We start from the raw sequence: 13,288 nt of genomic DNA on the forward strand, positions 1-13,288 counted from the left end.
CCAGGCGCATCGCGAAGAGGCTCCAGGACCGCCGTTCATCGGTGCACGCCCGGCGGGCGCGCGCGTGTGCAGCGGGAGGCTGCTTACCAGGGCAGGGCAGGATAGTTCAGCTTGCCCGTCGCGTGTTCCTTCGGCCAGACGATCACCACCTTCTTGTCCTGGTGCTGCGCCATGCGGTGCACGAAGTTCTGGTTGTCGCCGTTGGCGGCGAACTGCACCCGGCCGATCAGGGTTTCACGGTCCGTCTTGCGCATCTCGTCGGCCACGCCGCCCTTCTTGATGGTGCCCTTGTCGGCCGCGCGCGCGATCGCTTCGAACAGCAGCATCGATTGCACGTAGCCGAACTGGCCCAGGTAGTCCGGCTCCTTCTTGTACAGCTGCTTGTAGGCGTCGCTGAAGGCCTTGCCGTCGGCCGTCTTGAATTCCGTCGGGAAGGGCAGCAGGGCCGTGCCGAAGACGTTCGGCATCAGGTCGGGGAAGTCGGCCGCCATTTTCGGCGTGGCCAGCGACCACACGCCCACCATGGCCTTGATCTTCGGTTTCAGCACGCGGGCGGCGCGGATGATGCCCACGTAATCGTTTTCGTAGCCCACCATGGCGACGACTTCCGATTTATCCTGCAGCTTGATCTTGTTGATGATGGGCTTGAAGTCCGTGATCGCCGGGTCGAACGAGTGCGTCGTCACCTTCACGCCCTTGGCCGCCAGCGCCTTTTCCACGTCCTTGGCCAGGCCCGTGGTGGCGTCCTTGGTCGAATACACGATGGAGACGGATTTGGCGCCCACGTCGGCTAGCAGTCCCAGCATGGCTTTTTCGTAGCCCGCCGTGTTATTGATGCGGAAAAAATTCTTGCGGCCGCTGGCCACCAGGCTGTCGTCCACACCGCCCGAGGTGATGTAGACGAGGCCCAGTTTATTCGCGGTGTCCGAGGCGGGCGAGATATTGTTCGAGCCATAGCCGCCCGTGATGGCCACCACGCCCTGGCTGGCCAGCTTTTCCACGGCGGCGATCGCCTTGGCGGGCGCCGATTCGTCGTCGACGGTGATGATCTTGATGGTGTGCTTGCCGTTGGTCTTGTTGAAGACCTCGGCCGCGACCATGATCCCTTCCTGCATGCCGGCGCCGACGCGCGCCAGGTTGCCCGTCAGCGGGATTTCCGCGCCGACCAGGAATTCGTCGGCGCTGGCGTGCGCCATCCAGGCGCTGGCAACCAGCGCTGCCATGGCGATGCGTGTGTAGTTGCGTTTCATCGTGTCTCCTCCGGTGATGTGGCTTGGTTTTATTGTCGGGTCTGGTACTACATGATCAACTTAACGTGCATTCTGCGCCATCTGCCGCAGCTGCCCCTTTAAAATCTTGCCCGTGGCGGCGGCCGGCAGCGCCTCCATGACGATGATGGCGGACGGGCATTTGTACGGCGACAGGGTCTGCGCCAGCCAGGCCTGCAATTGTGCCACGCTGGCGGGCTGGCGCGGGTCCAGCTCCACGTAGGCGATGACATCCTCGTTGCCATCGGCCAGCGTGCGTCCCACCACGGCCGACTGCACCACGGAAGCGTGGGCGTTCAGGGCCGTTTCCACTTCCAGCGGATACACATTGAAGCCCGAGCGGATGATCAGTTCCTTGGTGCGGCCGACGATGAACAGCGCGCCGTCCGGGTCCTGGCGCGCCATGTCGCCCGTATTGAGCCAGCCGCCGTCGCGCATGGCGACCGCCGTCATGGCGGGTTCGCGGTAGTAGCCGGCCATGATGTTCGGCCCGCGTATCCATAATTCCCCCGGCTCGCCCGGCGTCACGTCCTTGCCTGCCACGTCGACCACGCGCACTTCCACGCCGGGGATCGGCATGCCCACGGAATCGTCGCGGCGCGGCGTTTCCAGGCGCGTCTGGCTGATGGTGGGGGAGCTTTCCGTCATGCCGTAGCCATTGTGCAGCGCGGTGCCGAGCAGCTTTTCCACCTCGTGCTTGAGCGACGGCGCCAGCGGCGAGCCGCCCGCATACGCAAAGCGCAGCCGCGTGGGCAGCGGCGTACCGGCGCCGCCCAGGGTTTGCAGCAGCTTGGCGTACATGGCGGGCACGCCCTGCACGATGGTCAGCTCGTCGTCCTTCAAGGCCGAGAGCAGGCCGTCGACGGAAAAGCGCGGCACCAGGTACAGCGCGGCGCCCGCATACAGGGTGCCCAGGGCCACCGAGGCCAGGCCGTACACGTGCGAAATCGGCAGCACGCCGTAGGCGCGGTCGCTGCTGGTGAGGCCACGCAGGGTGCTGGAGACGGCGGCGATGAACAGCAGGTTGCGGTGCGTGAGCATCACGCCTTTCGATTGGCCCGTCGTGCCCGTCGTGTAGATCAGCGCGGCCACCTGTTCGTTGCCTGGCACCGTGTCTTCCTCGATGGCCGCCTCGTTCAAGTCACCCGCCAGCAGCTCGCCCATGCCGTCGACCGCAGCGCTGGCCGCGCCCAGACGCGCCGCATGGGCGGCCGCTTCCGGCGAGGCGCCGGCCAGGAACAGCACGCGCCGCGCCGAACTGTGCGCAGCGATGGTATCGATCTCGCGCGCCGACAGGCGGGCGTTGACGTTGACGATCCACGCGTCGATGCTGGCCGCTGCAAAGATCAGCGCCACCTGCAGCGCGCAGTTCTCGCCCACCACCATCAGGCGGTCGCCGGCGCGCACGTCCAGCTGGCGCAGCAGCTGCGTGGCGCTTTTCACGCTGTGCTGCAGCTGGGCGTAGGTCCAGCTGCGGCCACCTTCATGCAGCGCGGGGGCGTCGGGCGCGCGCATCGCCCAATAGATGGGGATGGCCGACAGGCGCGCCGGCAAGTGCGCCAGCAGGGCGGGAATGTCCATCGCGGCCTCCTTCACTTTTGCGCTGCCTTGATCATGTTGCGGGCGATGACGATCTGCTGGATCTGCGTCGTGCCTTCGTAGATGCGGAACAGGCGCACGTCGCGGTAGAAGCGCTCGGCCGCGTATTCGCTGATGTAGCCGGCGCCGCCGTGGATCTGCACGGAGCGGTCGGCCACGCGGCCGCACATTTCGGATGCGAACAGCTTGCAGCACGACGCTTCCGTCGAGATGTCTTCCTTGTTGTCGCGCCGCCGCGCGGCGTCGAGCACCATGCTGCGCGCCGCGTAGATTTCCGCCTTGCTGTCGGCCAGCATGGCCTGGATCAGCTGGAATTCCGCGATGGGCTGGCCGAACTGCTGGCGTTCCATCGCGTAGGCGAGGGCGTCGGCCAGCATGCGTTCGGCCGCGCCCACGCAGACGGCGGCGATGTGCAGCCGGCCCTTGTCGAGCACCTTCATGGCAGTTTTAAAACCCACGCCTTCCTTGCCGCCGATGACGTTCGCGGCCGGCACGCGGCAATTTTCGAAGATGACGTCGCAGGTATGCGCGCCTTGCTGGCCCATCTTCCTGTCGATCTTGCCGAGTGAAAGGCCCGGCGTATCCTTTTCCACGATGAAGGCGGAGATGGCCGAGGCGCCGCGCTTGACGGGGTCCGTGCGGGCCATGACCGTAAAGATGCTCGCTTCGGGCGCGTTGGTGATGTAGCGCTTGCTGCCGTTGAGGATATAAAAGTCGCCGTCGCGCACGGCCGAGGTGCGCAGCGAGGCCGCATCCGACCCCGATCCCGCTTCCGTCAGGGCGAACGAGCCGATGATCTCGCCGGCGGCCAGCTTGGGCAGATAGTATTGTTTCTGCGCTTCCGTGCCGTCGATGACGATGCCTTGCGAGCCGATGCCGTTGTTCGTGCCGATCAGCGAGCGGAAGGCGGGCGAGGTGCGGGCGATTTCAAAGGCCACGCGTACTTCCTCTTCCATGCTCAGTTCCAGGCCGCCGTAGGCTTCCGGAATGGACAGGCCGAACAGGCCCAGTTCGCGCATCTGCGCCACGATGGCTGGCGGGATCGTGTCCGTTTCAGCCACCAGGGCCTCGTTCGGCACCAGCACTTCGCGCACGAAACGGGCGATGCTGTCGAGCAGGATGTTCAGGGTTTCTTCGTCGCGTATCATCGGGGTCCTCGGAGGCGATATTGAGAGGGGGCGCGCAGTCTAACCGCGGCCCAGGTTTTTTTCCACTGTCTTGACCAGGGCCACCAGGCGCGGTCCCAGGTCGGACTCGAGTTTGTCGCGCGACAGCAAAAAGGCGGGGCCGCCGCAATTGAAGGCCATCACCTGTTCGCCGTCGGCGCCCAGCATGGGCACGCCCACGGCATGCACGTCGTTCTGCCACTCGCCGGCCGAGATGCAAAAGCCCCGGTCCTGGTAATCCTTGAAGCCTTGCTCGATGCCGGCCTTGATGCGCGGCCAGCGCTCCGTCTCGTGCGCGCGCGCATGGTCCATCAGGTAGTCGCGCTCGGCCTGCGGCAGGATGCACAGCAGGGCCTTGCCCATGGCTGTCGTCATCAGGGGAATGCGCGAGCCGACGTCGAGGCGCAGGGTGACGTTGGCGCTGCTGCGGCAGGTCTCCACGTAGACCATGCTGAGGCGGTCGCGCGTGCCCAGCGACACGGAGGCCTGCGCATGTTCGGCCAGTTCCTCCATCAGCGGGCGCGCCATCTTGCGCACGTCGAGGTTCGACAGCATGCGGTAACCGAGGGCCAGCACGCCGGCGCCCAGCTGGTACTTGCCCAGGCTGTCCGAATAATTGAGGTAGCCGAGTTTGGTGAGGGTGTAGGTGAGGCGCGAAATGGTGGGCTTGGGGATGCCGGTGCGCTTGGCCATGTCCGCGTTCGACAGATAGACTTCGCCGGGACGAAAGCAGCGCAGCACTTCCAGGCCGCGCGCCAGCGCGTTGACGAACTGGCGGTCCTTGCCTTCCTCGTCATCGCTGAAGACGATGAGTTCCGGATCCGTTGCTGCTTGAATATTGCTCATGTTTGCGGTCATTTTTCAGGCTCCCTGGAAATCAGTTTGCCTAGCCAAAGTGGACGTGTCAACCGTTTTGTGAAACATTCGTTCGCACAGCGGAATGCTGCGCTGCGGGAAAAATGCGTGGAAAATTGACCTGCGCGCGCGCTTTCGGCCTTGTCGCTTGAGCATCGCTATATACCTCTGTATATTGCGCCGTTGGATGACGGCCGCCGCAGGCGTGGCCGCTTTTTTTGTATTTTTTTGAGTATCGCTATATAAGACGATATATAACGGAAGAGAACAAGATGACGATGGTGAAACAGGTAATGGCAGGCGCCGTGATGCTGGCGCTGGCGCAGATGGTGCAGGCGCAGCAGGCAGCAGGCAAGGATGAAGCGACGCCGTTCGTGCTGGGCACGGTGACGGTGGTGGGGCAGCGCGAGCAGGCCGGCCAGGTGGAACAGCAGGTGGGCACCCAGGTGAGCCGCGCCGAGATGCGCCGCTTTAACCGCGACAACGTGGGCGACGCCCTCAATTTGCTGTCGGGCGTGTCGCTGTCGACCAATGTGCGCAATGAGAAAACCGTCGCCATCCGCGGCTTCGATGCCCGCCAGGTGCCGCTGTACATCGACGGCATTCCCGTCTACGTGCCGTATGACGGCTATGTCGATTTCAACCGCTTCACGACCAGCGACCTGGCCGCCATCCAGGTGGCCAAGGGCTACAGTTCCGTGGCCTACGGCGCCAATACCCTGGGCGGCGCCATCAACCTGGTGTCGCGCAAACCGACGGCTTTGATGGAAGGCGATGCGTCGGTGGGATTCGGCTCGGGCAGCGAGCGCCAGGTGTCGGCCAACGTGGGCACGAACCAGGGCCTGTGGTATCTGCAGGCGGGCGTGTCGTATATCGACAGCGACGGCTTTCCCCTGTCGTCCGATTTCCGCCCCACGGCCACGGAAGACGGCGGCATGCGCAACAACGCCTATCGCAAGGATCATAAACTGTCGTTCAAGGTGGGCTACACGCCCGGTGGCGCGCAGGCAGGCGACGAGTATGCGCTCAGCTACTACAAGCAGCATGGCGAAAAAGGCCAGCCGCCATCGACCAATTCCGTCGGCGCGCGCTACTGGCAATGGCCGTACTGGAACAAGGAAAGCGTGTATTTCGTCTCGCAGACGCGCCTGGGCGATGCCGAACGCCTGAAACTGCGGCTCTACCACGACAGCTACGACAATGAAATCACGTCTTACACGAACGGCAGCTACGCGACCCTGAAGACGAGCGGCCAGGGCAGCGTCAGCGGCGGGCGCAGCATCTACAACGACCGCACGAACGGCGGCGCGGTGGAACTCGAATCGTTCCGCCTGGCCGCGCACAGCCTGCGTTTCGTCGCCAGCTACAAGGCCGACGAACACCAGGAAATCGATGCCAAAGGCGTGCGCACCACCTGGTACAAGGACGCCCTGTGGACCCTGGGCGCGGAAGACAGCATCGCCCTCGATGCGGCGACGGAACTGTCGCTGGGTGTATCGCGCAACGCGCTGCGCCCGGACACCGTCTACAGCGCCGGCAATGCCTACACCTTGCCAGCGAATCAATCGGCCACCGACCTGCAGGCGGGCCTGTTCCGCAAGATCGGTCCTGATGCGCGCGTGTACGCCACCGTTGCGCGCAAGTCGCGCCTGCCGACCCTGAAGGACCGCTACTCGCAGCGCCTGGGCACGTATATCGAAAACCCGGCCTTGCGCGCCGAGCAGGCGCTCAATTACGAGCTCGGGTATCAAGGAAACGCGCTGGGCGCCAAGGTGGAAGCGGCGCTGTTCTACAGCGACGTGAAGGACAAGATCCAGAGCGTGGCGAACGTCTCGGGCGTGCGTGCGCAGATGCGCAACGCGGGCCGGGCGCACATCAGCGGCGTGGAACTGGGCTTGCGCGGCAGTGTCGGCGCCTGGCTGGAGGTCGGCGGCAATTACACCTACACGGACATGCGGAACGTCAGCGACCGCGCCACGCGCCTGACGGACGTGCCGCGCCACAAGCTGTCGGCGCACGCCGTGCTGCACGCGGCGCGCCAGGTCGACGTGGTGGCCATCGCGGAAGCGAACAGCGGACGCTGGGTGTCGAACACCCTGGAACTCGGTGGTTTTACGACGGTGAACCTGAAGGCCGTGTACCGCCCCTTGCCGGCCTTGAGCCTGGAAGCGGGCGTGGCGAACCTGGGCGACCGCAACTACGCGCTGGCCGACGGTTTCCCCAGCGCGGGCCGTACCTGGCTGGCCAATGCGCAATACCAGTTTTGATTTTTTTTGAATGTTCCATGAAAGGACACAGCATGTTGAAGACCATACTGACCGGCCTCGTTTCGGCCGCACTGCTGGCGCCGGCCCCCGCGTGGGCCGACCCGGCGCCGGCACGCGAGAATATGAGCCACGCGCTCGCCGTCAAGGGCATGGTGACGACGCCATTGACCCTGACGGTGGCCGGCCTGCGCCAGCTGCCGCCCGCGAATGGCGGGGAACTCGCCGTCACGCGCCACAATGGCGACAAGGCCGAGACCATCACCAGCTATCGTGGCGTGCGCCTGCGCGACATCCTCGACAAGGCGGTGCTCGACGCGCCCGGCCACAACGACGCCAAGAAGATCGCCATCATCGCCACGGCCACGGATGGCTATGCGGTGGTGTTTTCCTGGGGCGAGCTGTATAACTCGCCGGCTGGCGAAGGCGTCATCGTCTATTACGAAAAAAACGGCAAGGCGCTCGACGACAGCGATGGCGAAATCGCCCTGATCTCGGCCAAGGACATCCGCACGGGGCCGCGCCACGTGAAGTGGCTGAACGGCATCGAGGTGCGAAAATTGGTGGAATAGAGGCATGCTGGGGTCTGACCCGCCGGGGGTATGCGCCCTAGTAGGGCGCGTACCGATCCTGCAAGGACAGCCCCCTTTCCATTAAGCGCCTAGTGCCTGTCTCATTGCTTTGCCAGCCACGTCGAACAATCCCCGCGCCGCTGGCGTCAAGCCCAGCATGTGGATCGACGCATGGATCATGCCGTTGAGTTGCACGCAGTCGGCCGCCACGCCGTCGTCGCGCAGCCGCCGCGCATACGCCGCGCCTTCGTCGTGCAGCGGGTCGTATTCGCACACCAGCACCGTCGCCGGCGGCAAGTCCTTGAGCGACGTTGACCGCAGCGGCGCCGCATAAGGCTGCGCGCCTTCATCCGGTTCGTTCAGATACGCCGACCAGCAAAAACGCATGGCTTCCCGCGTCAGCGAATGGCCCTCCGCATAGCGCTGGTACGAGTCCGTGTCGAAGGCGAAATCGAGCGCCGGGTACAGCAGCAGCTGGTGCGCCAGCGCAGGACCGGCCTGGTCGCGCGCCATCAGGGCGGCCGCCGCCGCCAGATTGCCGCCCGCACTGTCGCCGCCCACGGCCAGCCGGTTCACGTCGATGCCCAGCGCCGCCCCATGCTGGGCGACCCAGCACAGCGCCGAGTAAAAGTCGTTCAGCGGCACGGGGAACTTGTGCTCGGGCGCCAGCCGGTAGTCGACGGAAAAGATCACGCAACCGGTGGCGTTGGCCAGCGCGCGGCACGGATTGTCGTACAGGTCCAGCGAGCACAGGCACCAACCTCCGCCATGCGCAAAGACGATGGCCGGCAGGGGCTTGCTTGTGTCCGCGCCGGCGGGCACGTAGGCGCGCACGGTCAGCGCATGCTCGCCAGGCAGCACGTAGTCCCTGACCGAGGCGACGTCTTCCAGCGGCCCGTGCAACTGGCGCAGGCCAGTTTCCGTGGCGGCGCGCAGGTCCGCCAGCGAGGCGGGCGGCGGCGCATCGTTTGCCAGCTCCAGGAAGGCTGCTACTTGCGGATCGAGGCTCATGCGGCTTCTCCGGCCAGGAACGGCAGCAGGTGGGCGATGAACGCTTCCGGCTGTTCTTCCATGATGAAGTGGCCGCATTCGGCGACGATGGCGCCTTGCAGGATGTCCGCCTTGCCCTGCATGGTCAGCAGGGGCGCGTCATTTGTCGCATGGTCGGCGCCGATGGCCAGCACGGGCATGGCCAGGCGCGTTTTCGCCCGCTCGAGGTTTTGCCGGATGGTTTCCGGAATCGCCCGGTAGTAGGCGAAACCGGCGCGCAGGGCGCCCGGCGTGGCATAGGCGTCTGCATACACATCGACGGCCACCTTGTCGCGGCGGTAGGACCAGCGGTCCAGGATGAAGCGGATGTATTCGCGTTCCTTGCCGGCCGTGAGCATCTCCGGCAAGTCCAGCACCTGGTTGAACATGAAGTGCCACAGGAAGATGTTGTCGGACGGCGCGACGAAGATCGGCGGCGCGGGCGCCAGGCCCGGGATCACGGCTTCCGTCAGCGCCAGTTTCGTCACGGCCTGCGGGAAATCGCTGGCCAGCGCATAGCCGACCCACATGCCGATGTCGTGGCCGACGACATCGTACTGCGCATGGCCCAGGGCCAGCATGGCGCGGTGCAGGGTGGCGGCAACGGCGCCCGTGTCGTAGCCGCCGGCCGGACGTTCCGAGTGGCCGCTGCCGGGTGGATCAATGGCGATCGCCTGGTAGCCCTGGGCGGCCAGGGCCGCCATCACGTGGCGCCAGGCGTACCAGGTTTGCGGCCAGCCGGGGATCAGCAGCACGGGTTTGCCGGTGCCGGGACCAGCGATGACGCAATGCAGGCGCTGGCCGTCGATGCGCACATAGTCGTGGGTGTAGCTGTCTTCGTTCTGATGCATGGTAAATCCTTGTATTGATTCAGTTAATTACTTGATTAGTTGTGCGTGATGCCGAGCAGGGTATTGATCTGCTGTGCGCTGACGGGGGCGCCGGCGAAATCGTCGAAGATCTTGTCGGTCACGGGAATGATGTGGGCGTTGATGAACGCCACGCCTTCACGCGCACCCACCTCCTGGTCCTTCAGGCAGCATTCCCATTCCAAGGTGGCCCAGCCCGCGTAATCGTTCTGCGCCATCTTCGAGAAGATCGCCTTGAAGTCGACCTGGCCGTCGCCCAGCGAGCGGAAACGTCCGGCGCGGTTTTCCCACGACTGGTAGCCGCCGTAGATGCCTTGCCGGCCCGTCGGATTGAATTCCGCATCCTTCACATGGAACATGCGGATATGGTCCTTGTAGATGTCGATGAATTCCAGGTAGTTCAGCTGCTGCAGCACGAAGTGGCTGGGGTCGAACAGCATCTTGCAGCGCGGGTGGCGGCCCACGCGTTCGTAGAACATCTCGAAGCTGATGCCGTCATGCAGGTCTTCGCTCGGGTGGATTTCGTAGCACAGGTTGATGCCCTGTTCCTCGCACACGTCGAGGATGGGCAGCCAGCGGCGCGCCAGTTCGTCGAAGGCCGCCTCGATCAGGCCGGGCGGGCGCTGCGGGAACGGGAACAGATACGGCCAGGCGAACGAGCCGGAGAACGTGCCCATGTCCGTCAGGCCCAGGCGCTTCGAGGCCATGGCCGCCAGTTTCACTTGTTCGATGGCCCACTCGGTGCGCGCCGCCGGCTGGCCGTGCAGGTGTGCCGGCGCAAAGCTGTCGCACAGCGCGTCGTAGGCCGGGTGCACGGCCACCAGCTGGCCGAGGATGTGCGTCGTCAGTTCGCTGATGACGAGGCCATGGCTGGCCAGCATGGCGACCAGGTCGTCGCAGTATTGCTGGCTGTGGGCAGCCTGCGCCACGTCGAACAGGCGCGCATCCCAGGCGGGGATCTGCAGGGCCTTGAAGCCCATGCCGGCCGCCCACTCGGCGATGGCGGGCAGGGTGTTGAAGGGCGCCGTATCGGCGGCGAATTGTGCCAGGTGCAGGCTTGGTCCTTGGATGGTTTTCATATCGGCTCCTATTGTTTGTCGATCGACAAAGAATAGGCGAAATTTTCCCTTCGGTCAAGCCCGTGATGCAAAATAAATCGGGAACGCGCCGCAGGCGTCAGGCGTTATACTGGCCGCCACTTCGTAAGCAGAGGATCAAGATGGCAGGAAGACCGAGGGAATTCGACCGCGCGCTGGCGCTGGCAAAAGCGCGCGATGCGTTCTGGACGCGCGGCTATGAGGGCGTATCGATGGCCGATCTGGTGGCGGCGCTGGGCATCGCCTCGGCACGCATCTATGCGGCGTTCGGCTCGAAGGAGCAATTGTTCCACGAAGCCGTGGAACTGTATGAAACGGGCGAGGGCGCGTTTGCCGTGCATGCGCTGGCCGCCGGTCTGAACGTGCGCGACGCCGTGGCGCGCATGCTGGAAGAAGCCGTGCTGCTGTATACGCGCAGCGGCCAGCCGCAAGGCTGCATGGTGGTGACGGCCGCCACGAATACGAGCGCGGAAAACGCCGGCATCGCCGACTGGCTGGCGCAGCACCGGCGCGCGCGCACGCAGAGCGTCATCGAGCGCCTGCGCGCGGCGCAGCTGGCGGGAGAATTAAAAGGGGAGGCGGACGTGCAGGCGCTGGGCGACTACTATGCGGCCTTGCTGCACGGTTTGTCGGTGCAGGCGCGCGACGGCATTCCGGCCGAGCGGCTGCTGGCGCTGATCGCGCCGGCCATGGCGCCGCTGGCGCTGGAAATGAAAAAAACAGGCTAGCTTGTTGATAGTCGCCGGGCTCAGGTCTTGACGTCGATCAGGCTGCCCAGGGCCTGGTCGGCCGCCTTGACGACATTCGCCGATAAATTAAAACCGGCCTTGTAGACGAGGTTATCCGTCAGTTCGGAAGCGAGGCCCACGCCGTTCGGCCGGCTTTCCGCCGCCTTGGCCGCGGTCGCATTGGCGCCGCTGACGCTTTCGCTGGCGGCCAGCTTGCGCCCTTCGACGGAGAGCGTGACGCCCGTGCCGGCAGGGCTGGCTTCCTGGAATTCGGCTTTCTGCGGCTGGAAGCCCGGCGTATTCGCATTGGCGACATTGTTGGCGGCCACATCCAGCGCGCGCTGGTTGGCGGTCAGCCCCGAGGTGCCGGTGGTGAGGGCGGAGATGGACATGGCGACTCCTTCAGAAGGCCTCCAGTTTACTCCCGCCAGACAGAAAAGTGGTTGGTGCAAGGCAACAATTTTTTCAACAGGTGGTTGCCGCAAAAAATAGGTGCGTCACGTAATTTTTTTATATTGTTCTGTGGCATTTCACTGTCTAGACTGGCGGGGAAGTCATCCACGGAGTCCGCCATTTTCCACCTGCTTCGCCCTATTGTGCCGGGTTTGCTGCTCAGCCTGCCCTGCCTGCCCCTGAAAGCCCAGCTTGTTCCCTCGTCCTTGCCGCTCGATGCGCGCCTGAACGAGCAGGTGATCATGGTGCCGGCTGGCGACGGCTTGCGCGAAACGCTGGAAACGACGGTGTTTCGCCCTGCCGGCCCCGGCCCGTTTCCTCTGCTGCTGATGAATCACGGCAAGCAGGTCGGCCCGGCCCGGCTGCAGCCGCGCGAGCGCTTCATCTATATGGCCACCGAGTTCGTGCGCCGCGGCTATGCCGTGATGCTGCCGATGCGCGCCGGCTTTGCCCGCTCGACGGGCGCCTACCGCGATGCCGGCTGCGACATGCTGGGCAACGCCCAGGGCCAGGCGCGCGACATGCTTGCCGCGCTCGCATATGCGCGCCGCCAGAGCTGGGTCGATCCGCAGCGCATCGTCGTCGCGGGGCAGTCGTATGGCGGCATGGCGGCGCTGGCGCTGGCCACCCGGATGGTGCCCGGCGTACGCGGCGTGCTCAATTTTTCCGGCGGCCTGCGCGTCGACATGCCGGGCTGCGACTGGCAAGGGGCGCTGGCCAAGACCTTCGCCACCCTGGGCGCCTACAACCACATCCCCAGCCTGTGGCTGTATGGCGCGAATGACTCGTTCTTTTCGCCGGCCCTGGCGCGGCGGCTGTACAATTCCTTTACCGGTTCCGGCGGCAGGGCGGAACTGCTCGCCTATGGTCCGTTCAAGCGCGACGCCCACCTGACACTGGGCAGCCGCGACGGGGTGGCCGTATGGCTGCCCGCCACCGAGCGCTTCCTGCAGAAAATCGGCATGCCGGTGCGCCAGGTCTACCGCGTGGCAGAGGCGCCGCCGCCGCCCGCCACGCATTTCGCGCCGCAGGACGATATCGCCGCCGTGCCCTACCTGGAGGAGCAGGGGCGCGCCGCCTACCGCGTCTTCCTCGAGAAAACCGCGCCGCGCGCCTTTGCCCTGTCGGCCAGCGGCGCCTGGGGCTGGGCAGAGGAGGGCGAAAGCCCCGACGTGCGCGCGCTCGCTTCGTGCCAGCGCCGCAGCAGCCTGCCGTGCCAGCTGTATTCGGTCGATGAAAGCGTTGTTTGGCCGGTCGGCGGCGCCAGCGCGAGCGCCGCCGGCGGGGCGCAATAGGCCGCCGCGCACGATAGTTGTCGCCGAAACGGGGGATGGGCGAATATACTAGGCGAAAAGGGAGGCGTTGCGCTTCCCGTCCGCCCTTATCAT

At 65.2% G+C, this 13,288-nt stretch carries 12 protein-coding genes; 4 read left to right on the plus strand and 8 right to left on the minus strand.

Features of this window, described 5'->3' with window-relative positions:
* Window positions 1-83 precede the first annotated feature (83 nt).
* Genes ACQ4W4_RS17385 through ACQ4W4_RS17400 form a run of 4 tightly spaced genes read right to left on the minus strand, consistent with a single transcriptional unit; the run spans window position 84 to window position 4,879 of the window.
* Window positions 84-1,250 carry an ABC transporter substrate-binding protein gene (locus ACQ4W4_RS17385; protein WP_436543053.1) on the minus strand — a complete coding sequence of 389 codons (1,167 nt, stop codon included), beginning with the start codon at window positions 1,248-1,250 and terminating at the stop codon, window positions 84-86.
* Between the two features lie 60 nt (window positions 1,251-1,310).
* Entirely contained in the window at window positions 1,311-2,849 is a 1,539-nt protein-coding gene (locus tag ACQ4W4_RS17390; RefSeq protein ID WP_436543054.1) for a class I adenylate-forming enzyme family protein, read from the minus strand.
* 11 nt (window positions 2,850-2,860) lie between these two features.
* A complete protein-coding gene (locus ACQ4W4_RS17395; protein ID WP_219136312.1) occupies window positions 2,861-4,015 on the minus strand; it encodes an acyl-CoA dehydrogenase family protein in 1,155 nt (384 codons plus the stop codon).
* A 39-nt stretch (window positions 4,016-4,054) separates the two neighbouring features.
* Window positions 4,055-4,879, minus strand: a complete 825-nt coding sequence (locus tag ACQ4W4_RS17400; RefSeq protein ID WP_436543055.1) for an IclR family transcriptional regulator — start codon at window positions 4,877-4,879, stop codon at window positions 4,055-4,057.
* 281 nt (window positions 4,880-5,160) lie between these two features.
* Here ACQ4W4_RS17400 and ACQ4W4_RS17405 point away from each other — a divergent pair, with 281 nt between their 5' ends.
* The gene (locus ACQ4W4_RS17405; protein ID WP_436543056.1) at window positions 5,161-7,155 is read left to right on the plus strand and encodes a TonB-dependent receptor plug domain-containing protein; all 1,995 of its coding nucleotides are present in this window, start codon (window positions 5,161-5,163) and stop codon (window positions 7,153-7,155) included.
* A 32-nt stretch (window positions 7,156-7,187) separates the two neighbouring features.
* Window positions 7,188-7,724, plus strand: coding sequence for a molybdopterin-dependent oxidoreductase (locus tag ACQ4W4_RS17410; protein ID WP_436543057.1), 537 nt, complete (start codon window positions 7,188-7,190; stop codon window positions 7,722-7,724).
* Between the two features lie 81 nt (window positions 7,725-7,805).
* Here ACQ4W4_RS17410 and ACQ4W4_RS17415 read toward each other — a convergent pair whose 3' ends face one another.
* Genes ACQ4W4_RS17415 through ACQ4W4_RS17425 form a run of 3 tightly spaced genes read right to left on the minus strand, consistent with a single transcriptional unit; the run spans window position 7,806 to window position 10,701 of the window.
* Entirely contained in the window at window positions 7,806-8,735 is a 930-nt protein-coding gene (locus tag ACQ4W4_RS17415; RefSeq protein WP_436543058.1) for an alpha/beta hydrolase, read from the minus strand.
* Entirely contained in the window at window positions 8,732-9,604 is an 873-nt protein-coding gene (locus ACQ4W4_RS17420) for an alpha/beta fold hydrolase (RefSeq protein ID WP_436543059.1), read from the minus strand. The genes ACQ4W4_RS17415 and ACQ4W4_RS17420 overlap by 4 nt, the downstream gene beginning before the upstream one ends.
* Window positions 9,605-9,639: 35 nt before the next feature.
* Window positions 9,640-10,701, minus strand: coding sequence for a sugar phosphate isomerase/epimerase family protein (locus ACQ4W4_RS17425; protein WP_099664526.1), 1,062 nt, complete (start codon window positions 10,699-10,701; stop codon window positions 9,640-9,642).
* Window positions 10,702-10,841: 140 nt separating this feature from the next.
* On the opposite strand from ACQ4W4_RS17425, the gene ACQ4W4_RS17430 reads away from it, so the two are divergent.
* Window positions 10,842-11,447, plus strand: a complete 606-nt coding sequence (locus tag ACQ4W4_RS17430; RefSeq protein WP_436543060.1) for a TetR/AcrR family transcriptional regulator — start codon at window positions 10,842-10,844, stop codon at window positions 11,445-11,447.
* A 20-nt stretch (window positions 11,448-11,467) separates the two neighbouring features.
* On the opposite strand, the gene ACQ4W4_RS17435 is transcribed toward ACQ4W4_RS17430, so the two are convergent.
* The gene (locus ACQ4W4_RS17435; RefSeq protein ID WP_436543061.1) at window positions 11,468-11,839 is read right to left on the minus strand and encodes a flagellar basal body protein; all 372 of its coding nucleotides are present in this window, start codon (window positions 11,837-11,839) and stop codon (window positions 11,468-11,470) included.
* Between the two features lie 213 nt (window positions 11,840-12,052).
* Here ACQ4W4_RS17435 and ACQ4W4_RS17440 point away from each other — a divergent pair, with 213 nt between their 5' ends.
* A complete protein-coding gene (locus tag ACQ4W4_RS17440) occupies window positions 12,053-13,195 on the plus strand; it encodes a dienelactone hydrolase family protein (RefSeq protein WP_436543062.1) in 1,143 nt (380 codons plus the stop codon).
* Window positions 13,196-13,288 lie beyond the last annotated feature (93 nt).

This window comes from Janthinobacterium glycogeni (assembly GCF_051380725.1).
Taxonomy (GTDB): domain Bacteria; phylum Pseudomonadota; class Gammaproteobacteria; order Burkholderiales; family Burkholderiaceae_D; genus Janthinobacterium.

What these genes read in the sequence shown, in the direction of transcription:
- ACQ4W4_RS17385 (WP_436543053.1), bottom strand. Translation starts at nt 1,250, where the DNA reads ATGAAACGCAACTACACACGCATCGCCATGGCAGCGCTGGTTGCCAGC.
- ACQ4W4_RS17390 (WP_436543054.1), bottom strand. Translation starts at nt 2,849, where the DNA reads ATGGACATTCCCGCCCTGCTGGCGCACTTGCCGGCGCGCCTGTCGGCC.
- ACQ4W4_RS17395 (WP_219136312.1), bottom strand. Translation starts at nt 4,015, where the DNA reads ATGATACGCGACGAAGAAACCCTGAACATCCTGCTCGACAGCATCGCC.
- ACQ4W4_RS17400 (WP_436543055.1), bottom strand. Translation starts at nt 4,879, where the DNA reads ATGAGCAATATTCAAGCAGCAACGGATCCGGAACTCATCGTCTTCAGC.
- ACQ4W4_RS17405 (WP_436543056.1), top strand. Translation starts at nt 5,161, where the DNA reads ATGACGATGGTGAAACAGGTAATGGCAGGCGCCGTGATGCTGGCGCTG.
- ACQ4W4_RS17410 (WP_436543057.1), top strand. Translation starts at nt 7,188, where the DNA reads ATGTTGAAGACCATACTGACCGGCCTCGTTTCGGCCGCACTGCTGGCG.
- ACQ4W4_RS17415 (WP_436543058.1), bottom strand. Translation starts at nt 8,735, where the DNA reads ATGAGCCTCGATCCGCAAGTAGCAGCCTTCCTGGAGCTGGCAAACGAT.
- ACQ4W4_RS17420 (WP_436543059.1), bottom strand. Translation starts at nt 9,604, where the DNA reads ATGCATCAGAACGAAGACAGCTACACCCACGACTATGTGCGCATCGAC.
- ACQ4W4_RS17425 (WP_099664526.1), bottom strand. Translation starts at nt 10,701, where the DNA reads ATGAAAACCATCCAAGGACCAAGCCTGCACCTGGCACAATTCGCCGCC.
- ACQ4W4_RS17430 (WP_436543060.1), top strand. Translation starts at nt 10,842, where the DNA reads ATGGCAGGAAGACCGAGGGAATTCGACCGCGCGCTGGCGCTGGCAAAA.
- ACQ4W4_RS17435 (WP_436543061.1), bottom strand. Translation starts at nt 11,839, where the DNA reads ATGTCCATCTCCGCCCTCACCACCGGCACCTCGGGGCTGACCGCCAAC.